18 protein-coding genes are annotated in these 20,081 nt (G+C 47.5%); 10 read left to right on the top strand and 8 right to left on the bottom strand.

The window, feature by feature from the left end; all coding sequences use genetic code 11:
* Positions 1 to 76 precede the first annotated feature (76 nt).
* The 5 genes from HMPREF2596_RS03765 to trkA all read left to right on the top strand — a co-directional run bounded on the left by HMPREF2596_RS03765 (position 77) and on the right by trkA (position 6,764).
* The gene (locus tag HMPREF2596_RS03765; protein WP_003746216.1) at positions 77 to 715 is read left to right on the top strand and encodes a 2Fe-2S iron-sulfur cluster-binding protein; all 639 of its coding nucleotides are present in this window, start codon (positions 77 to 79) and stop codon (positions 713 to 715) included.
* Positions 715 to 2,343 (top strand): FAD-binding protein, encoded by a 1,629-nt coding sequence (locus tag HMPREF2596_RS03760; protein ID WP_070849716.1) that lies wholly within the window; start codon positions 715 to 717, stop codon positions 2,341 to 2,343. The genes HMPREF2596_RS03765 and HMPREF2596_RS03760 overlap by 1 nt, the downstream gene beginning before the upstream one ends.
* Positions 2,340 to 3,593, top strand: a complete 1,254-nt coding sequence (locus HMPREF2596_RS03755) for a complex I 51 kDa subunit family protein (protein ID WP_070849714.1) — start codon at positions 2,340 to 2,342, stop codon at positions 3,591 to 3,593. Before HMPREF2596_RS03760 ends, HMPREF2596_RS03755 begins: the two co-directional genes overlap by 4 nt.
* Before the next feature lie 212 nt (positions 3,594 to 3,805).
* Positions 3,806 to 5,257 (top strand): DASS family sodium-coupled anion symporter, encoded by a 1,452-nt coding sequence (locus tag HMPREF2596_RS03750; RefSeq protein ID WP_036491426.1) that lies wholly within the window; start codon positions 3,806 to 3,808, stop codon positions 5,255 to 5,257.
* A gap of 94 nt (positions 5,258 to 5,351) precedes the next feature.
* Entirely contained in the window at positions 5,352 to 6,764 is a 1,413-nt protein-coding gene (gene trkA / locus HMPREF2596_RS03745) for a Trk system potassium transporter TrkA (RefSeq protein WP_070849712.1), read from the top strand.
* A 77-nt stretch (positions 6,765 to 6,841) separates the two neighbouring features.
* Here trkA and lgt read toward each other — a convergent pair whose 3' ends face one another.
* The gene (lgt, locus tag HMPREF2596_RS03740) at positions 6,842 to 7,702 is read right to left on the bottom strand and encodes a prolipoprotein diacylglyceryl transferase (protein WP_070849710.1); all 861 of its coding nucleotides are present in this window, start codon (positions 7,700 to 7,702) and stop codon (positions 6,842 to 6,844) included.
* 74 nt (positions 7,703 to 7,776) lie between these two features.
* Positions 7,777 to 8,907: a M14 family metallopeptidase gene (locus tag HMPREF2596_RS03735; RefSeq protein ID WP_070849708.1), complete on the bottom strand. Its 1,131-nt coding sequence runs from the start codon at positions 8,905 to 8,907 to the stop codon at positions 7,777 to 7,779.
* Between the two features lie 174 nt (positions 8,908 to 9,081).
* Here HMPREF2596_RS03735 and argB point away from each other — a divergent pair, with 174 nt between their 5' ends.
* The 5 genes from argB (at position 9,082) to HMPREF2596_RS03710 (ending at position 13,227) form a co-directional block, all read left to right on the top strand.
* On the top strand, positions 9,082 to 9,969 hold the full coding sequence (gene argB, locus HMPREF2596_RS03730) for an acetylglutamate kinase (protein ID WP_049323441.1): 888 nt from the start codon (positions 9,082 to 9,084) through the stop codon (positions 9,967 to 9,969).
* A gap of 261 nt (positions 9,970 to 10,230) precedes the next feature.
* Positions 10,231 to 11,517, top strand: coding sequence for a phosphopyruvate hydratase (gene eno / locus HMPREF2596_RS03725; RefSeq protein WP_003746198.1), 1,287 nt, complete (start codon positions 10,231 to 10,233; stop codon positions 11,515 to 11,517).
* 23 nt (positions 11,518 to 11,540) lie between these two features.
* Positions 11,541 to 11,816 (top strand): cell division protein FtsB, encoded by a 276-nt coding sequence (gene ftsB, locus HMPREF2596_RS03720; RefSeq protein WP_003679613.1) that lies wholly within the window; start codon positions 11,541 to 11,543, stop codon positions 11,814 to 11,816.
* 101 nt (positions 11,817 to 11,917) lie between these two features.
* Entirely contained in the window at positions 11,918 to 12,409 is a 492-nt protein-coding gene (locus tag HMPREF2596_RS03715) for a DUF1841 family protein (protein WP_070849706.1), read from the top strand.
* 110 nt (positions 12,410 to 12,519) lie between these two features.
* Entirely contained in the window at positions 12,520 to 13,227 is a 708-nt protein-coding gene (locus HMPREF2596_RS03710) for an SIMPL domain-containing protein (RefSeq protein ID WP_070849704.1), read from the top strand.
* 181 nt (positions 13,228 to 13,408) lie between these two features.
* On the opposite strand, the gene HMPREF2596_RS03705 is transcribed toward HMPREF2596_RS03710, so the two are convergent.
* The 6 genes from HMPREF2596_RS03705 to HMPREF2596_RS03685 form a co-directional block, all read right to left on the bottom strand.
* Positions 13,409 to 15,523, bottom strand: coding sequence for an ATP-binding cassette domain-containing protein (locus tag HMPREF2596_RS03705; RefSeq protein WP_070849703.1), 2,115 nt, complete (start codon positions 15,521 to 15,523; stop codon positions 13,409 to 13,411).
* The gene (locus HMPREF2596_RS03700) at positions 15,516 to 16,592 is read right to left on the bottom strand and encodes a HesA/MoeB/ThiF family protein (RefSeq protein ID WP_070849701.1); all 1,077 of its coding nucleotides are present in this window, start codon (positions 16,590 to 16,592) and stop codon (positions 15,516 to 15,518) included. The genes HMPREF2596_RS03705 and HMPREF2596_RS03700 overlap by 8 nt, the downstream gene beginning before the upstream one ends.
* Positions 16,585 to 17,727, bottom strand: coding sequence for a HesA/MoeB/ThiF family protein (locus tag HMPREF2596_RS03695; RefSeq protein ID WP_070849699.1), 1,143 nt, complete (start codon positions 17,725 to 17,727; stop codon positions 16,585 to 16,587). Before HMPREF2596_RS03695 ends, HMPREF2596_RS03700 begins: the two co-directional genes overlap by 8 nt.
* 48 nt (positions 17,728 to 17,775) lie before the next feature.
* Positions 17,776 to 17,964 (bottom strand): hypothetical protein, encoded by a 189-nt coding sequence (locus HMPREF2596_RS10945; RefSeq protein WP_080614082.1) that lies wholly within the window; start codon positions 17,962 to 17,964, stop codon positions 17,776 to 17,778.
* A 136-nt stretch (positions 17,965 to 18,100) separates the two neighbouring features.
* The gene (ssb, locus tag HMPREF2596_RS03690) at positions 18,101 to 18,628 is read right to left on the bottom strand and encodes a single-stranded DNA-binding protein (RefSeq protein WP_049323447.1); all 528 of its coding nucleotides are present in this window, start codon (positions 18,626 to 18,628) and stop codon (positions 18,101 to 18,103) included.
* Position 18,629: 1 nt separating this feature from the next.
* Positions 18,630 to 20,012, bottom strand: coding sequence for an MFS transporter (locus HMPREF2596_RS03685; RefSeq protein ID WP_070849697.1), 1,383 nt, complete (start codon positions 20,010 to 20,012; stop codon positions 18,630 to 18,632).
* Positions 20,013 to 20,081 lie beyond the last annotated feature (69 nt).

Here is a 20,081-nt window from a genome sequence, read left to right as displayed (position 1 = left end):
TACGCAATAAATGTAATAAAAATACAATTAACCAAATTATCCACTATTCCAACTTCCAATTTCACAGGAACAAATCATGAGTGAAAATTTGTTAACCCTGACCATAGACGGCCACGAAGTCAAAGCTTCCGCCGATTCGTCAATCATCCAAGCCTATGCACGTTCGGGCAATGCAATTACTGCCAACGTCGGCTGCATGGGTCAAGGCGTATGCGGTTCCTGCCGCTGCATGATTCGTAAAGAAGGCGAGCGCGAAGTAACGACTGCACTGGCATGCGAGACCAAAGTCGAGGAAGGCATGCAGGTTAGCTTCTTGGACTACTTTATTCCTGAGCATATCCAATATTACGACGTGAGCGAGATTGGCGACGGCTGGAACTGGTTGGACGATACCGCCAAAGCCTTCCCCGAAGCGCAAAACTGCCGTCATTGCGGTGGTTGCAACCGCGCCTGTCCTAAAGGTTTGCAAGTGGAAAACGGCGTAGCGCAGGTAGTTTCCGGCGATTTCGGCGCGGCTGCGCTGACCTTCGACCAATGCGTGATGTGCAACCTCTGCACCCTCTCCTGCCCAGAACACATCCGTCCGAACCACTTGGGCCTGTTCGCCCGCCGCATGAAAGCGGCGCGTACATTGCGTCCGGTGGATTTGATGCGCCGCCTGCGCGAAATCGACAGCGGCAAAATGAAAGTCGAATTTGAAGAGGAGGCACTGTGATGGCTAACAAAATTCAAGGCATAGACTACGAAACCGCCCTTGCCAATCTGCGTGCGTCCTCATTGGAACTGCGTGGCGATTTACCTGAAAAAAACGAATTGCTGAGCCAGTTTCACCCTGACTATCAGGCCGATGCGCGTGTGAAACTGCCTATCGGCCCGAACCAAGGAGATTACTGCCACCCTGACCTGGCCAAACTCTTAATCAGTCAGCCTCTGATTGACGACTATGATTTGTCGGGTGCAGAACACCTGAACACCGACGTCTTGGTGATCGGCGGCGGCGGTGCAGGTGCGGCGGCAGCATTATCCGCGACTGAAGCAGGCGCGCGCGTGATTATGGCGAACAAGCTGCGTATCGGCGACAGCAATACCGTGATGGCCGAAGGCGGCATTCAGGCGGCAGTCGGCGCGGAAGACAGTTTGCAGCAACACTTTGACGACACCATCAAAGGCGGCCACAACGCAGGCAAAAAAGAATTGGTGGCACAAATGGTTACCGATGCGCCGTCCGCCATCCGTTGGCTGATTGGCTTGGGCATGACTTTTGACCTTGCCAAAGGCGCGGACAGCAACGGCATGTTGAGCCGCAAACGTGCAGGCGGTACAACCGTACCGCGTATTTTGAGCTACCGCGACTTTACCGGCCTCGAAATGATGCGCGTACTGCGCGAGGCGGTCGAACTCGACGAAAATATCACCCAGCTCAACCGCCACCCCGCCATCGAATTATTATCAGACGAACACGGCCGCTGCGTCGGCGCGATTTTGTACGATTTGGAAAAACGCTCCTTGGTATTGGTTCACGCCAAAGCCGTGGTCTTAGCAACCGGCGGCAGCGGACGTCTGCACCTGCAAGGTTTCGCCACATCCAACCACTATGGCGCGACTGCAGACGGCCTGGTAATGGCTTACCGCATCGGCGCGAAACTGCGCGATGTCGACTCTTTCCAATACCACCCGACCGGCGTCGCCCATCCGCCACACTTGGCAGGCGCGCTGATTTCTGAAGCCGTCCGCTCTGCAGGCACCAAACTGGTCAACGGCTTGGGCGAACGTTTCGTTGACGAATTGCAGCCGCGCGACGTCGTTGCCGCCGCCATCCTGCGCGAGTGCCGCGAAGGCCGCGGCGTGGTGCGCGACGGTCAAGTCGGCGTGTTCCTCGACACCCCGCGCCTGATTGCCAACGACCCCGATGTATTGAACCGTTTGGTAACACTCGGCCACGTTGCCCACAAATGCGGTATCGACCCTGCTGTTGAGCCGATGATGATTCATCCAACCCTTCACTATCAAAACGGCGGTGTCGAAATCAACGGCGACGGCGCGACCTGCGTCGAAGGCCTCTATTGCGCCGGCGAAGTAACCGGCGGCATCCACGGCCGCAACCGCCTGATGGGCAATGCACTTTTGGACATCATCAGCTTCGGCCGCCGTGCCGGTAAAGCCGCGGCAAATTGCGGCCTGCCGCTGAAAAAAGTGCGCGGCGGTGTCGGCCACGTCCACGATCTGCAACGCGAAATGACCCGCGCCGGTCTGACCAGCGACATCAAAGCCCCCGTTTTATATCCCGACTACGGCAAATTCGATTTGCGCGAACACGCCTGTTTGCAGGAGCAACAATCATGAATCAAGCCAATCAAAACTTACTGCACCCTTCCCGCCAAGTCGGCGCAGATTTAGCCGCATGGCGTAAAGTTGGCGGCGGCGAAGGCCTGTTGGCGGCGCTTGCCGATCCTCAAAGCATTGTTTCCAAACTGCAAGAAGCCAATCTTTGCGGTATGGGCGGTGCAGGTTTCCCGACCTGGCGCAAATGGGAGGCTGCCGTTGCCGCCCAAAGCAAAAATGGCGACAAATACGTCGTCTGCAATGCCAACGAAGACGAACCGGGCACATTTAAAGACCGCGTTTTGCTGGCGAAAACGCCGCACCAAGTTATCGAAGGCGTCCTGATTGCCGCTGTTGCCTGCAGCGCCAACAAAGCGATTTTGTATATCAACCCGCATCAAACCGAATCCATCGCTTCCATCACACCGGCCATCGAGCAATGGAAAAACAGCGATTTGTTTATCCGCATTGAAAACTACTTGGGCAAACCTTTGGATTTGCAGCTGGTTGAAACTTCAGGCCGTTATATCGGCGGTGAAGAAACCGCTGTCATTTCATGGTTGGAAGGCGGTTTCCCCTTCCCTCGCCGCAAACCGCCTTTCCCTGCCGAAAGCGGTGTCAACGGTGAACCGACCCTAATCAACAACACCGAAACCTTCGCCAATATTCCGCAAATCCTTGCCAAAGGCGCGGAATGGTACAAATCACTGGGTTTGGGTGATGCCACAGGTACGAAACTCTACTCGCTCTCCGGCGACGTATTGAATCCTGGCCTGTACGAGCTGCCGATGGGTACAACGCTGAAATCACTGATTTTCGATCACGGCGGCGGTATGCTTGAAGGCCGCACGTTTAAAGCCGTCTTTACCGGCGGCCCGTCAAACACGCTTCTGACCGCCAAAGATTTGGATGTGCCATTGGACTTCGTTTCCGTACGCGAACGCAAATCCAGCCTCGGTACGGGTGCGATGATTGTGATTTCCGAAGGCACGAGTGTGGTGCGTAAAGTATCTGAATATGTGGAGTTTTTTGCTGCCAACTCATGCGGACAGTGCCCGCCGTGCAAAGGTGGCACGTTCCAACTTTCCCGCCTGCTCAACCGCGTGGACACCGGCATCGGCACTCCCGACGACCTGCGCGCCTTGCAAAGCCTGTGCCAACTGCTGCCCCGAAGCGGCCGTTGCGGTTTGATTGACGGCGCAGTAACCGTGCTGCAAAGCTCGCTGCGTACCTTCCCCGAAGAGTACGGCCTGCCGGCAGAACAGGAGTAAATCGGTATTGTTTTCAGACGGCCTGTTACTGTAAAGGCCGTCTGAAAAACGATACCCGCCCCCCTTTCTCTTCTTTCCAAGATAGAAAAGAAACCCATTAAGAAAAATACCTTCCGAACCTACCAAAATACGTTCAGACGGCCTTAAGCAACACTCAGGCCGTCTGAAAACCGATTTCCCAATTCTTTAATCCTCAAATTAGGAGATTCAACATGGGCTTCAAGCCAATTCCTGCTGCGGTCGCACTTGTGCTGACGCTGCTTATCTGGTTCGTTATCCCCGTTCCCCAAGGCGTATCGCCTGACGCATGGCATCTTTTGGCATTGTTCGTCGGCATCATCGCCGGCATCATCGGCAAAGCCATGCCTATCGGCGCAATGGCGATTTTGGGCATTACCTTGGTTGCACTGACCGGCGTGACCAACGAAAAAGCCGCCGATGCAACCAAAGACGCTTTGAGCAGCCTCAACAACTCGCTCATCTGGATGATCGGTATCGCCATCATCATTTCACGCGGCCTGTTGAAAACCGGCTTGGGTATGCGTATCGGCTACCTTTTGATTTCCCTCTTCGGCAAACGCACGCTGGGCGTTGGTTACAGCTTGGCGCTGGCCGACTTGGTCATCGGTCCGGTAACGCCGAGTAATACCGCACGCGGCGGTGCGATTGTGCATCCGATTATGAAATCCATTGCCTTAAGCTTCGACTCCGACCCAGAAAAAGGGACGGAAGGCAAAATCGGTAAATACCTTTCACTGGTCAACTTCCACTCCAATGTAATTACCTGTCTGATTTTTATCACTGCCACCGCACCTAATCCGCTGGTGGTCGAATTGGTTGCCAAAGCCACCAATTCGCAAATCCAACTCTCTTGGGGTACTTGGTTCTTGGCAATGGTCGTACCCGGCCTGATTGCTATGCTGCTGATGCCGCTGGTGCTGTATTTCCTGTATCCGCCTGAAATCAAACAAACCCCTAACGCCACTGCATTGGCAAAAGAGCATTTGGCTGCCATGGGACCGATGAAGCGTGAAGAAAAAATCATGCTGGGTATTTTCTTAGTTCTGCTGCTGTTGTGGGCGGGTATTCCTGAAATGCTGTTCGGCGTGAAAGTGGACGCTACCGCCACTACCTTCCTCGGCTTGAGCCTGTGCCTGTTGACCGGCGTACTGACTTGGGACGACGCGCTGAAAGAAAAAAGCGCTTGGGACACCATTGTCTGGTTTGCGGCCTTGGTCATGATGGCAAACTTCCTCAACAAACTGGGCCTCATCAGCTGGTTGTCCGACTCCATGCAAAGCGGTATCGCCCACATGGGTTTGGGTTGGGAAGCCGGTTGCGCCCTGTTGATGTTGGCCTACCTCTACGCCCACTACGTTTTCGCCAGCGGTACGGCACACGTTACCGCCATGTTCGGCGCATTCTACGGCGCAGGCTTGGCCTTGGGCGCGCCACCGATGCTGTTTGCCCTGATTATGGCAGCCGCTACCGGCATCATGATGTCGCTGACTCACTACGCCACCGGTTCCGCCCCTGTCATTTACGGCTCAAACTACGTCAACATGACCGAGTGGTGGAAAGCCGGCTTCATCATGAGCGTGGTCGAAATCCTGATTTTCAGCACTGTCGGCATCTTGTGGTGGAAAGCCTTGGGCTATTGGTAATCCTTTAGCCGATTGAAAAATCAGGCCGTCTGAAACTCCAATTTCAGACGGCCTTTTGTTACAATTTCACTTTTACCGAACACACTCGATTACCGTGAAAATACTCATTCTCGGCAGCGGCCAAGTCGGCTCGACCGTCGCCCAAAACCTCGCCTCCGTTCCCAGCAACGACGTTACCATCATCGACATCGACGAAAAAGCGCTCAACCGCATCAGCAGCCGCCTCGATGTCCAAACCATCGTCGGCAACGGCGCATCGCCCTTTACCCTCGAACAGGCAGGCGCGGCAGACTCCGACCTCCTGCTTGCCCTGACCCGCAGCGACGAAACCAACATTGTCGCCTCCAAAATCGCCGCCGACCTATTTAACATCCCCAGCCGCATCGCACGCGTGCGCTCAAGCGAATACCTCGAATATCCGGTTGACGGCAGCGACAACCCCGAAGAAGGCAGCCTCAACATCTTCGGCATTACCGAAACCATCAGCCCCGAACAACTGGTTACCGAACAACTCGTCGGCCTGCTCAACTACACCAGCTCATTGCAGGTACTCAGTTTCGCCAACGATAAAGTGCGCATGGTGATTGTTCAAGCCCGCAAAGGCGGTTTGCTGATCGGCCGTGAAATTGCCGACATCAACCAACACCTGCTCGAAGGCGTGGACTGCCAAATCTGCGCCATCTACCGCAACAACCGACTGATCGTCCCCACCCCGCAAACCGTCATCATTGAAGGCGATGAAGTCCTGTTTGCCGCCGACATCAACAGCGTGGAAGCCATCATGCGCGAATTGCGTCCGAAAGAAGCGCGCACCCGCCGCATCATGATTGCCGGCGGCGGCAACATCGGCTACCGCCTCGCCAAGCAGCTCGAATCCAAATACGACATCAAAATCATCGAATACAAACCCCACCGCGCCGAATGGCTGGCCGAAAATCTGGACAACACCCTCGTCTTGCAAGGTTCCGCCACCGACGAAACCCTACTGGATGAAGAATACATCGACGAAATCGACGTCTTCTGCGCGCTGACCAACGACGACGAAAACAACATCATGTCCAGCCTGTTGGCAAAAAACCTTGGCGCCAAACGCGTGATTACCATCGTCAACCGCTCAAGCTACGTCGATTTGCTCGAAGGCAACAAAATCGATATTGTCGTTTCCCCCCATCTGATTACCATCGGCTCCATCCTCGCCCACATCCGCCGTGGCGACATCGTTGCCGTCCACCCCCTGCGCCGCGGCACGGCCGAAGCCATCGAAGTGGTGGTACATGGCGACAAAAACACTTCCGCCATCGTCGGCCGCCGCATCAGCGGCATCAAATGGCCGAGCGACTGCTACATCGCCGCCATCGTCCGCGGCGCAACCGGCGAGGTCATCATGGGACACCACACCGAAATCATCCTCCAAGACGGCGACCACATTATCTTCTTCGTCTCACGCCGCCGCGTCCTGCCGGAGTTGGAAAAACTCATTCAAGTCAAAATGGGCTTTTTCGGTTAAGCCTAAAATCCATCCTCTTGAAGACATTAAAAGGCCGTCTGAAAACCTTTTCAGACGGCCTTTATTCATTGTTTTATTTATGCTTTGGCAACACGGTTTTTACGGCCAAACCAAACGAAACCAATCACACCCAATACAATCATCGGCACGCTCAACCATTGCCCCATGGACAAGCCCAAAGTCAATAGGCCGAGATAGTCGTCAGGCTGACGGGCAAATTCTGCAATAAAGCGGAACAATCCGTAACCGCCCAAGAACAATGCTGCCGTTTGTCCGGCCGGACGTGGTTTTTTCGAGAAAATCCAAACAATGACAAACAGGCAAATGCCTTCAAGGGCAAACTGGTAAAGTTGAGACGGATGGCGCGGCAGCATGCCGTATTGTTGCAGCCATTCTGCCCACAAAGGATTATGCGCCGCGGCTTCCGCATCTTCGTAACGCGCTTGCGGGAAACCCATCGCCCAGAAAGCATTGAGTTCGGTCACACGTCCCCAAAGTTCGCCGTTGATAAAGTTGCCGATACGGCCGGAAGCCAAACCCAGCGGTACGAGCGGCGCAACGGTATCCATCAGCTTCAAGATACTGATGTTGTGTTTACGGCCAAACAGCCACATGGCAACGACCACGCCCAAGAAGCCGCCGTGAAACGACATGCCGCCTTCCCACACTTTGAAAATATCCAACGGGTTGGCCAGATAGTCGGAAAATTTATAAAACAAAACGTAGCCGATACGGCCGCCCAAGATGACGCCCAAGATACCCCAAGTCAGGAAATCGTCGAGTGTTTCTTTGGTAAACACAGAATTGCCCTGTGCGATACGGCGGCGGCCCAAAATCGTAAACAGGATAAAGCCGACAATATAGCTCAAGGCATACCAACGGATGGCAAGCGGGCCGATGCTGATCAGCACCGGATCAAACTGGGGATGTATCATCATAATGTGTGTTCCTTATCTCAAAGGCCGTCTGAAAGCCTGAACTTTCAGACGGCCTGTATGCAGTGTTAGGCGGTTTAACGCAAATCGCCAACCACATTCAAAATAGCAGACAACATGGCCTCGCCCAAGCGCAGCGAGCGTTGGCCGTTCCAGCCGAAATCGTCGTCCGGCAGGTTGGCATTGTCTTTAAACGGCATTTCCAAAGTATAGGCAAGGCAGTTGAAATGATTGCCGACCCAGTTGGTCGCCAAAGTCATGTTTGCCTGACCCGGCGCATCTTTGTCATAGCCGTAATCGTCTTGGAAATCAGGGCTGGCATTGAGCAACGCAAGCTTGAATTGGTCTTCCAAAGCTTCGATGCGCTCATCGTAGTTCGGCACGCCTTCGGTACCGGCCACAAAGACAAACGGCAGACCTTCATCGCCGTGAATATCCAAGAACAAATCCACGCCGGTTTCCATCATTTTTTCGCGAACGGTAAAAACTTCGGGGCTTCGCTCCAAAGTCGGGTTTTCCCATTCGCGGTTGAGGTTGGCGCCGGCGGCATTGGTGCGCAAATTGCCCAATACCGAACCGTCCGGATTCATATTCGGCACAATGTAGAAAGTCGCACGGTCAAGCAGCATGCGCGCGGTCGGATCTTGCGGATCAAGCAGGCGGCCCAGCAAACCTTCGACAAACCATTCCGCCATGGTTTCGCCCGGATGTTGACGGGCGATAATCCAGACTTTCATGTCGCTTTCGACTTGGTTGCCGATGGTCAACAGATTAATATCGCGGCCTTGAACGGTACTACCCAAGTCGTCGATACGGCACAAGCCGCTACCCTGCGCATCGCCCAAAAGGTTCAAATGCTGCTCGTTGGAATAAGGCTCGAAATAAGCGTAGTAAACGCTGTTGGACAAAGGCGTATGGTTGATGGTCAACACACCGTTTTCATAGCTGGTCGGCACGCGGAACCAATTTTGGCGGTCGTAAGAAGCGCAAGCCTGATAGTCCTCCCAGCCCAAAGGATACGCAGCGTCCGCCGCATTTTCAAAATGCATCACGCAGTTTTGATAGGCCGCACCCTGCAAACGGAAGTAAAACCATTGGGCAAACTCCGAAGCATTGTCGGGACGCAGGGCGAGACGGATATCGGCAGGGTTGCTCAAGTCTTTGACAACGACCGAACCGGCATCGAATTGGGTGCTGATTTTCATCATGGGTATCCTTAGTAATCGGCAAAGAGGCCGAAGCAAACCGTCATTTTACCGTTTGCATGAGGCTGGTTTCAACCATTTAACTGATTTAACAGGATTTCAAGCGCTTGGAAATATTGTTTCAGACGGCCTTTGGGATTAAGATAAAGGTCGAAATCATGAAACAAGGTTGAAACCATGACTCAGCAACAATCTGTCTCCTCTGCGATCAAAGCGCGCGTCCTTGCCGAATCTTTACCTTATATCCGCCGTTTTTCCGGCTCCATCATCGTCATCAAATACGGCGGCAACGCCATGACCGAGTCGGCCTTAAAAGAGGGCTTCGCACGCGATGTCGTCCTGCTCAAACTGATCGGCCTGCATCCCGTCATCGTTCACGGCGGCGGCCCGCAAATCAATGAAATGTTGGAAAAAGTCGGCAAAAAAGGAGAATTTGTTCAAGGTATGCGCGTCACCGACAGCGAAACCATGGACATTGTGGAAATGGTTTTGGGCGGACACGTCAATAAAGAAATCGTTTCCATGATTACCTCCTTCGGTGGTCGCGCCGTCGGCATTACCGGCCGGGACAACCACTTCATCAAAGCGGAAAAACTCCTGATCGACACGCCCGAACAAAAAGGCGTGGACATCGGTCAAGTCGGCACAGTGGCCGACATCGATACCCGTTTGGTAGAAGGCTTGGTCGAGCGCGGCTGCATTCCGGTCATCGCACCCATCGGCGTAGGCCAAAACGGCGAAGCGTTCAACATCAATGCCGACTTGGTTGCCGGCAAACTGGCGGAAAAACTTCAAGCCGAAAAACTGCTGATGATGACCAACATCCCCGGCGTACTGGATAAAGAAGGCAAATTATTGACCACTCTGACGCCAAGCCGTATTGACGAATTAATTGAAGACGGCACGCTGTACGGCGGTATGTTGCCTAAAATTGCCTCTGCCGTCGAAGCCGCCAAAAGCGGCGTTAAAGCCACGCACATTATAGACGGCCGCGTTCCCAACGCCCTGCTCTTGGAAGTGCTGACCGATGACGGCGTAGGCTCGATGATTTTGGGCGAAGGCTAATCTGGTTTTCAGACGGGCTTATGCCTGATTTAATCAGCTTTTCACCCTAAAAAGGGTAAAAAATGTTACACTATACGGCTTATGTTTGTTTGAACGATATTGACGTGAAACAAACTTACAGTCGGTTTCATTCCGACGCCGATGCCATGCCCGGCAAAGACGGTATAATGTCTGCATTCATCAGATTTCGGCAATCATCCTCAAGGCCGTCTGAAGCGTAACAAAGCTACTTTTCTTTTACCATCCTATTTGGAGATATTCATGAGCGCAATCGTTGATATTTTTGCACGCGAAATCTTAGACTCTCGCGGCAACCCTACTGTAGAGTGTGACGTATTGTTGGAATCCGGCGTCATGGGCCGTGCAGCCGTACCAAGCGGCGCATCAACCGGTCAAAAAGAAGCTTTGGAACTGCGTGACGGCGACAAATCCCGTTACTTGGGCAAAGGCGTATTGAAAGCCGTTGACCACGTTAACAACCAAATCGCGCAAGCCCTCATCGGCATCGATGCCAGCGAACAATCTTATATCGACCAAATCATGATCGAATTGGACGGTACTGAAAACAAAGGCAACTTGGGTGCCAACGCCACTTTGGCCGTTTCCATGGCCGTAGCACGCGCGGCCGCTGAAGATGCAGGCCTGCCGCTGTACCGTTACTTGGGCGGCGCAGGCCCAATGGCTCTGCCGGTTCCGATGATGAACGTAATCAACGGCGGCGAACACGCCAACAACAGCCTGAACATCCAAGAATTCATGATTATGCCTGTCGGCGCAAAATCTTTCCGCGAAGCCCTGCGTTGCGGTGCCGAAATTTTCCACGCGCTGAAAAAACTGTGCGATAGCAAAGGCTTCCCAACTACCGTTGGCGACGAAGGCGGTTTTGCACCCAACCTGAACAGCCACAAAGAAGCCCTGCAATTGATGGTGGAAGCCACTGAAGCCGCCGGCTACAAAGCAGGCGAAGACGTATTGTTCGCCCTGGACTGCGCATCCAGCGAGTTCTACAAAGACGGCCAATACCACCTGGAAGCCGAAGGCCGCTCCTACACCAGCGCAGAATTTGCAGAATACCTGGAAGGCCTGGTTAACGAATTCCCAATCATTTCCATCGAAGACGGCATGGACGAAAACGACTGGGAAGGCTGGAAACTGCTGACCGAAAAATTGGGCAAAAAAGTTCAATTGGTCGGCGACGACTTGTTCGTAACCAATCCAAAAATCTTGGCCGAAGGCATCGAAAAAGGCGTGGCAAACGCATTGCTGGTTAAAGTCAACCAAATCGGTACATTGAGCGAAACCCTGCAAGCCGTCGACTTGGCCAAACGCAACCGCTACGCCAGCGTAATGAGCCACCGTTCCGGCGAAACAGAAGACAGCACCATTGCCGACTTGGCAGTTGCCACCAACTGTATGCAAATCAAAACCGGCTCCCTGTCCCGCTCCGACCGCATGGCGAAATACAACCAATTGCTGCGCATTGAAGAAGAATTGGCCGAAGCCGCTTACTACCCCGGCAAAGCCGCATTCTACCAACTGGGCAAATAAGCAGAATATAGGATATTGATTGTATGAAGTGGGTGACTTTTGTTTTAACCTTCGCACTGTTGTGCTGTCAGTACAGCCTTTGGTTTGGCAAAGGCAGCGTTGGGCATACGGAAGAATTGCAGGAGCAACTCGTCCGTCAGGAGGAAAAAAACCAAACACTCACTTTACGCAACAATTTCCTCAATGCGGAAGTTGAAGACTTGGCACACGGACAAGAGGCCATCGCCGAAATTGCCCGCGTCGAATTGGGCTATGTCCAAGACGGCGAAGTATATTACCGAATCATCGACCGCCGCTAAACCCTGCAAAACAAAGGCCGTCTGAAAACACACTTTTCAGACGGCCTTTTTTATCGCAATCGCTATATAATCACATATCCCAAAATCAAATTACACCCGCTATGTATGACGTAAACACCCACGATGTCCGCCGATTTTTTGCCCACGTCTGGCAACACAGGCTCGCACCGCTCCAATTGGACGGCCTACAGCAAAAAGCCTTACGCATTATCGAAGCCCATCCCGAATACGGACACTATCTCGAAAACATCGAACAATATTTAGATAAAGAATGGCTGCCCGAAGACGGCGAAAGCAACCCATTCCTGCATATGTCGCTACACCTTTCACTACAAGAGCAAAGCGCCATCGACCAGCCCCCGGGCATCCGTGCCATCCACCAACAACTTTGCGCCCGTTACAACGGCGACTGGGTCAAAGCCGAACACGATATGATGGAAGCCTTAGCAGAAACCATCTGGGAAGCACAACGCTACAGACGGGGCCTTGATGTCAACGCCTACATGACCCGCTTGCGGAAATTGGTCGGCTTAGGCCAAGAAGAAAACGCCCGCCTCAATCCCCATGAGGTCGGCCTGATGGATACAAAGTAACTTCTTTTCAGACGGCCTCAGCCCATACAAATCCTTACGCTTGCCAAAACCAACGTTTCCATCTTTCATGCTAAATTACTTTTTTGAAATCCCCTTATAAGGAAACCAAAATGCTCCGTCCAGCCCTTATTGCCCTACTGCTAGCTGCCTCCCTGCCCGTAGCAGCAGAAAGCCTCAACTACAACATCGTAGAATTTTCCGAATCCGCGAATATTGAAGTACCGCGGGACACCATGACCGCATATTTCAGCGTCAACGCAGAAGGCAAAGACCGTCAAACCGTCAACCAAGCCTTCATGAAGAAATTCAACCAGTTCAACAAAATCTCCCAAAACGGCAAATTTAAAGCCGAGCTGATGGAACGCAACGCGTCCCCACGCTATCAATACACCAACGGCAAACGTACCCAAACCGGCTGGGAAGAACACGCCTACTTCAAAGTAGAAAGCAAAGACTTTGAAGCACTCAACCGCCTGATTGCCGACAGCATCAATATCGCCGTTTTGGAAAACTCCTCATTTTCCGTATCCAAAGAAAAACGCGAAGAAACCGTCGATCAACTGAGCAAAGCCGTCATCCTGCGCTTCAAAGACCGCGCCCAAAATCTCGCCCAAACGCTCGGCTTCTCAAGCTACAAAATCGTCAAACTCAACCTGGGCCATATCGGCAACCGCCAAGTCGGCGGTGACTTTGCACACGCCAAAATGCTGCGTGCAATCCCCGCCGCAGAAGTGGCTGCAGGAATAGAAGATGGCGTACCGGCTTCTCCGGGTTCGGAAGAAATCAGCCTGACTGTTAACGGCTCGGTACAAATGTAGGATTTTATTTAGATAATTTTAAAGACAATCTTAATATAAATTAAGAATTTATTATTTTTTAACTTTCAAATTAATTCTTTATAAAGATGCTAGCTTGTATAAAAATAATATTTATTTTTATTAATAATTTTTGTAGAAAAATTTATTAAAACCTCATCTAAATTAATTTTAAATTATTTAATTATAAGAATTCTTGTGAAACAATATTTCCTCCTTCAACTCCTGCAGAAGGCCCTACTTTTACCTCATAATCTGCATAACGAATAACTTCAGAACGATGTTCGATCAAGATAACACTAGAGAATAAATCTGATCGTTTCCGAATAAAAGCAGCAACTTTATCTGCTGTTTCTGGATCTAAGCCTGCTGCTGGTTCATCAATAATCAAAATTTTCTTTGTCTCTTTCTGACGCGCAAGATGTTCACACAATTTCAAACGGCGGATCTCACCACCTGATAATGTTTGAGTTTTGCGAGAAAGTGTTAAATGTCCCAAGCCTAACTCATTAACTGTTGTGAGTATTTGTACAAAGCTTCCCAGTGATTTGGGTAACAAAGATAAAAGTTCGCTGATCTCAGTCTGATAAAAATCTAAAATAGACAATCCATCTACTTTTTGATAAATTGCTAAATTTTGCTCATTAAACAAATGTCCATTACACTGATGGCAGTTTAGATATAGATCCTTATCAAATCCTCTTTCATATTTAATAACCCCAATACCGTGACAAATTTTACAACCTGCATTTTTATGCAAGAGAAATTCATCTTCATGTAAACCAGTCTGCTTAGCAAAGTATTCAGCGATGATTTTATTAACCTTCAAGGTAGAAGCTAATACTGAACGTGCAGAGAACTGGCTATTTTTTTGTGTAATATAAATTGCTTTTTGATTAATTTCAATCCATTTTGCTAAGCTAGATTTACCACTTCCCGATACACCCGTAAACACAGTAATAGATTTCTTAGGAATATTTACTGCTTGATTATGTAAATTATGCTTATTTATCCCAGTAAATTTGAAAAAATCCCTAGTTTTTCTATGTTTAATAGAATTATTAGAAGCACAAATATTCTCTTTTTCACAAAGATAACCACCTTGGCTACCTGCGAATCTCCCAATATGAATCTGATAATCCGCTTTTTCAATAAAATAACAATTATGCTCAACTAACACCACAGTATTTTTTTCAGTAAGCTGTTTCAGTTTACACCAAATAATTGGGTATGACTCATCACTTAATTGAGATGAAATTTCATCAATCACAATTAGTACCCCTGAAATCTCTGAATTTAAAATACGGCTAAATTTTAATTTTTGCAATTCACCACCAGATAAAGATGGAATAGCACGAGATAGATTCAAATAACCTAATCCCATTTCACAAATACTATCTAATACGCGGTGCAAATGAGAGAACTCGGCTTGATGTTTCAACTTATTTTCTAACTCACTAATAGGTAAGCGTAAAAAATCGATAAAATCAATATTTGCTACTTTTTGATCCTTATAAACTGTTCGATCTACCCTGCTTCCTAAGCAATAAGGACAAACCCTCATCTCTACACAATCAACCATCGTATTTGAACTCAATTTAGATTCCGCACAGAGCATTACACCTTGATAATATATCTTTCTTTGCTTATATTTACCATTATGCTTAAAACGCACAACTAATTTTTCTTTACTTGTAGCATAAAGTAACTTATTTTTTTCATCCTCTGAAAGCAGATAATATGGTTTATTTATTGAGATAAATTCAGCTTCGCAATAGGCAATCATTAATTTGTAATATAACTCTGATAGATATCCTTTTTGCCATATTTTAAATGGATTTTCTTCAAGTGTTTTCTGCTCATCAATTAAATTAGTATCTATAACTTCAGCTGTTTCACCTAAACCGTTACAATGTTTGCATTCATTTTGTGGTTTATTGAGTTTAAGTAACGTATATGGAAATAGATTATCTTTCTTAACTGCAGAAATGATCTGTGCCATATTTAAAAATGAATAAAGTGTAGAACGTGGATTATTATTTTTATTGGTTTGATTAATCGCAATACTGGGAATAATGCCACTATATCCATCAAGCTGATAATCTTCGTTATCACTAAAACCATTTTCCATTGCTTCAAATTCATCAGCACAAAGTTTATGTAGTGTAGAAAAAGCTAATGAACTTTTCCCTGCTCCAGAACGCCCATAAATTACTGTAATTTTCTTTTTAGGAATCGATACAGAAATGTTTTTCAGATTATGAGTTCGTACCTGATAAAGTTCAATATTATTATTCATTACCACACCATTTACACTTTTTTGAACGGTTTACTTGCATAACAGAAAATTTATGCGAAGCTGAGTTAAATTCTATTCTCTTATTAGCTTGTTGTAGTTTATCTAATCTACCAATTAACAACTTAAATGCATCTAATACAGCTAAATTCGATGCTATACCTGATAATGGTGCAAATGAACCTAATTTTCTATTTTCTCTGTGTAGTTTTTTCACATTCCGTAAACTAGTATCATTTAACTCTTTCAAAAATAGATTAAAGCATTCGAAACAAGCTGTTTGAAATGGAATAATTGTTTGACCAATTAATGTTAAATGTAAATTATAACCACCTCCAATAATATGAGGAATACGCTTCTCCATCGCATACTCCGCCACAATACGGCTGGTTTTATCTACATTTGGTTCATCTGCACAATTAATAATTAGATCTAAATGTGCAGGCATTTCATATTTTTTAAAAAAGTCTTCAGTTAGAAAATCGTCAATAATCTCAATATGACAATCAGGATTTATAGCTAAAATTTCTTGCTGTAAAACTTTAGATTTTAGCTTACCTATTTGTTCTTCAAAATAATACTGTCGGTGTAAATTACTCTCATCAACACAATCTTTATCTACAAAAATCAAGTTAGAAACACCAAATTGTACTAATTGCATTGCAATAAAGCTTCCTACTGCACCTAAACCAATGATCAGTACAGTTTTATTAGCCAAATCTTTTACTTTAGCCATTACTTCACTTGTTGAATGACAATAGTCCTCCAGCAAATTTAACAAACGAATTTTATTTGTAACAAAATCTAATGGATATGGTACATCTTGATGAATTAAAATATGTTCTTTATATAAATATTCTAATAATTTTTCTAATTGAGCTATATTGCTAATTTGATACTTTTCACAAACCTGTTGTATGCTTGTATTACCATCAAAACATTGTAACAATGTTACAATTTGAGGGTTATTCATTTTCAATATGATACTTTCTCGCGTATTTGATTTAAAAAAATCAATGTATTGTTCCATAGTAACAATACCTATTGAACGACGTAAACGTAAATTATCCATTACACAATCCACAAAAATTAGTTTGCTTAACCATTTCAAATACCGTCATTTCACCCTTATCAATTAAATACTCATATCGCTCTGTTTTATAATCAAAATTATCATCGCCAACCAAGAACTGAATAATTCTCAGACAACTCAAATTAGCAGAAAAAAGTGACATAGCTGACAATCCACCTGCTCCACCAATATCCCAAAGCTGTTCTTGACTTATTGAAATATTATTTATTTCTTTTATTAATATCTCAGGTTTTTCTACTTTAGTATAAGTAGGTTTCCAATTGGTTAACGCTTTTTGGAAGGTTTGCTGACAACAATCAATACAAGGGGTATATGGTGAAAAAACCAGTTCTCCCGAACTCATTAGATGTGCATCAAATCCCCCCATTACATACATTGGAATATTTTTCTTTTGTAAAAAACGTCCAATTTTTAAAGAAGTATGTCCAATATAGGGTTCATCACAACCATTAATCACTAAATCAACATCATCTGTGATCCAATTATTCAAATCAGTTTGTGGCAATAACTTTTCATGAAAAATTTTTGTTTGAATTTTGTAATTTATACGTTTTAAATAATCAGCTAATATATCTGTTTTATAATTACCAATCTGATTCAAACGACAAAATAAATGACGAAGGAGATCTGATTGACGAACTTTTCTATCATCAATAAGCGTAAATTTTTCTACTCCTGCTCGAGCTAAAATTTCTGCCATAGCACCAGTAACGGCCCCACAACCGATGATCACAATATGCTTATTCTGCAATTTTTGCTGTGATTCATTCCCGCTCTGATTCAATACCATATCATCAAAATAAGCAATTTGGCGGGAATAACGAGAATTTTCAATTGCATTATTATCTATTTCACAAATAAGGTGCTTAGATCGTAAAAAATCTAATAGTTTAACTGCTTGTCCAATATCAAAATGCCCTAAAGTATTTAGAATTTCTAATGTCGTTTGTTTTCCATTCAAGCAAGCTAAAAACATAGCCACATCACGATGAGTTGTTATTTCTAAACGTTCTCGCGTAGTCATTCTACTAAAAGTAACTATAACTTTATCATTTTCCAATTCCGAAATATAAACATCTAGAGTATCTTGTAATTTAAATTTTTTATTTAGCATAATAATTTTAGCAAAAAGCCCTGTTTAAAACAGGGCACATAAAGTTGTTTAGTATTGCAATACACCTGCATTAACTTCAAGGTACATATCCCAAGCATCTGTTGATGATGCTTCATTATTGATTCTCGTACATACTCTCGTACAACAATCACTACGCTGTCCAGAACAGCCGTCGGAATATTTTGCCATCGTTGTTGATTGCTGGTTTACTACTTCAAAAGAAAGATCTAAATTCATTTTCTTATCCTTAATGATAAAATTGAAACATCACCTATGTATAATTTCTAATAAACCATACTATTCTAATAATACCATAGAAAATAAAAGAGATGTCAATTTCATAGATACATATTAACAAGAAAAAACTTAATGCTCAGAACGGAATATCGTCGTCGATATCTTCAACCGGAGCGGTCGGTTGTGCCGGGGCAGGACGACGGGCTGGGGCGGCTGGGGGTTCTTGCGCCGGGGCAGATTGGTATTGCTGTTGTGGCGCTTGTTGGTAGCTGCTTTGGCTTGAATGACCGCCTTGGTTATAGCCGTCATCGTATGGTGCGCCACCGCTGTTGTCGTTGCGGCTGCCGAGCATTTTCATCTCATTGGCGATGATGTCGTAAGCGGTACGTTCGATACCGTCTTTGCCTTGGTATTTACGGCTTTGGATACGGCCTTCCAGGTACACTTGGCTGCCTTTACGCAGGTATTGGCCGGCGATTTCGGCGAGTTTGCGGTACATGGTGATGTTGTGCCATTCGGTACGTTCTACGCGTTGGCCGTTGCGGTCGTTCCACGTTTCGCTGGTGGCAACGCTGAAGTTACAGACGGCCTCGCCGTTGGGCATATAGCGGACTTCCGGGTCGCGGCCGAGACGGCCGATGAGGATAACTTTATTCAATGACATTTTACACTCCTGTGATGATTTTTTCGGCGGCCTCTTGGTCGAATCCTTTTTGCAAGGCCTTGATATAAATGGTTTGTTTGTCTGCGCTGAAGCTGATGCTTTCAACGCCTTCAATTTCGGTCAGTTTTTGGTAGAGCAAATCCGGATTTTGCTGCCATTTGGCGTTAAGCGGATAGCTGAGGTTTTTGACGGGTTTTGGTGCCGGTAAGATGAGTGCCAATACCAACCACAGCAGCATCAATACGCTACAAAAGGTAAAAACGCCTGAAAACCCATATTTTTGGAACAATAAGCCGCCGGTCGCGCCGCCGACAAACAAGCCGACTGACTGTAATGTGTTATACACGCCCATCGCCGTTCCTTTCAAATCGGACGGGGCGATTTTCGATACCATAGACGGCAGGCTGGCTTCCAATACATTGAAACCAATAAAATAAACAATCAAATAGGCGGTAATCAACCATATCGAGTGCATGCCAAACAGCAAGCCGATTTGCGCCGCAGCAATGCAAACAATACCGAGGATAAACACTTGCTTGAGTTTGTTTCGTGTTTCGCCGACGATAATCAACGGCACCATAATAATCAGGCCGGTAATGGTTGACGGCAGATAGACTTGCCAGTGATGGATTTTTTCCAAACCCAGCTGCGTCATGGCAAACGGCAATGCGGTAAATAATGCCATTTGCGCCGCATGCAAGGCAAAAATGCCGAAATCAAGATTGAGCAGCTGGTGGTTTTTCAATACCTCGCCCATACGCGAAGGCTGCGCCTGCGTGTCTTCGTGCAGTTTTGACTCTTCCGGCTCCGGCGTCATCCACGCAACCACGCCGATACTGATTACCGTCAGGATACCGGTCAGCGCAAACAGGCCGGATACGCCGATAAAGCTAGCAATCATCGGGGCAAGCACCAGGCTGACGGAGAAGGTCAAGCCGATACTCAGGCCGATCATCGCCATCGCACGCGTCCGCACTTCGCTACGGGTTAAGTCAGCCAGCAAAGCCGTTACCGCCGCACTGACGGCACCCGCGCCTTGAATGGCACGCGCGGCGACCAACATTTGCAGGCTGTCGGCAACTGCGGCTAGGAAACTACCGGCGGCAAACACAATCAAGCCGATATAAATCACTTTTTTACGGCCGAACTTGTCGGAAGCGATGCCCAATGGCAGCTGCAACAAGGCCTGTGTCAGCCCGTAAATGCCCATTGCCATACCGACCAATGCTTTATTATCTTCCGCACCGGGCAACGAAGCGGCATACATCGCCAAAACAGGCAGCACCAAAAACATCCCCAGCATACGCAGTGCGTAAACGCCGGAGAGTGTGGTACTGGCACGCCATTCGTGCGGAAACATTTGAATGCGGTTATCTCTTGCCATAGATAATGTTTCAGACGGCCTTAAATTTACGAAAGGCCGTCTGAAAGTGTGAATTAACAGATTTTCTGA

This window comes from Neisseria sp. HMSC078C12, assembly GCF_001838065.1.
In the GTDB taxonomy this organism is placed as follows: Bacteria; Pseudomonadota; Gammaproteobacteria; order Burkholderiales; family Neisseriaceae; genus Neisseria.
Note: the sequence above shows the minus strand (reverse complement) of the source record. Positions and strands in the feature narration are given on the sequence as shown.

Coding starts and splice junctions, on each gene's coding strand:
- HMPREF2596_RS03765 (WP_003746216.1), top strand. CDS start 77: ATGAGTGAAAATTTGTTAACCCTGACCATAGACGGCCACGAAGTCAAA.
- HMPREF2596_RS03760 (WP_070849716.1), top strand. CDS start 715: ATGGCTAACAAAATTCAAGGCATAGACTACGAAACCGCCCTTGCCAAT.
- HMPREF2596_RS03755 (WP_070849714.1), top strand. CDS start 2,340: ATGAATCAAGCCAATCAAAACTTACTGCACCCTTCCCGCCAAGTCGGC.
- HMPREF2596_RS03750 (WP_036491426.1), top strand. CDS start 3,806: ATGGGCTTCAAGCCAATTCCTGCTGCGGTCGCACTTGTGCTGACGCTG.
- lgt (WP_070849710.1), bottom strand. CDS start 7,702: ATGATGATACATCCCCAGTTTGATCCGGTGCTGATCAGCATCGGCCCG.
- HMPREF2596_RS03735 (WP_070849708.1), bottom strand. CDS start 8,907: ATGATGAAAATCAGCACCCAATTCGATGCCGGTTCGGTCGTTGTCAAA.
- argB (WP_049323441.1), top strand. CDS start 9,082: ATGACTCAGCAACAATCTGTCTCCTCTGCGATCAAAGCGCGCGTCCTT.
- eno (WP_003746198.1), top strand. CDS start 10,231: ATGAGCGCAATCGTTGATATTTTTGCACGCGAAATCTTAGACTCTCGC.
- ftsB (WP_003679613.1), top strand. CDS start 11,541: ATGAAGTGGGTGACTTTTGTTTTAACCTTCGCACTGTTGTGCTGTCAG.
- HMPREF2596_RS03715 (WP_070849706.1), top strand. CDS start 11,918: ATGTATGACGTAAACACCCACGATGTCCGCCGATTTTTTGCCCACGTC.
- HMPREF2596_RS03710 (WP_070849704.1), top strand. CDS start 12,520: ATGCTCCGTCCAGCCCTTATTGCCCTACTGCTAGCTGCCTCCCTGCCC.
- HMPREF2596_RS03705 (WP_070849703.1), bottom strand. CDS start 15,523: ATGAATAATAATATTGAACTTTATCAGGTACGAACTCATAATCTGAAA.
- HMPREF2596_RS03700 (WP_070849701.1), bottom strand. CDS start 16,592: ATGGATAATTTACGTTTACGTCGTTCAATAGGTATTGTTACTATGGAA.
- HMPREF2596_RS03695 (WP_070849699.1), bottom strand. CDS start 17,727: ATGCTAAATAAAAAATTTAAATTACAAGATACTCTAGATGTTTATATT.
- HMPREF2596_RS10945 (WP_080614082.1), bottom strand. CDS start 17,964: ATGAATTTAGATCTTTCTTTTGAAGTAGTAAACCAGCAATCAACAACG.
- ssb (WP_049323447.1), bottom strand. CDS start 18,628: ATGTCATTGAATAAAGTTATCCTCATCGGCCGTCTCGGCCGCGACCCG.
- HMPREF2596_RS03685 (WP_070849697.1), bottom strand. CDS start 20,012: ATGGCAAGAGATAACCGCATTCAAATGTTTCCGCACGAATGGCGTGCC.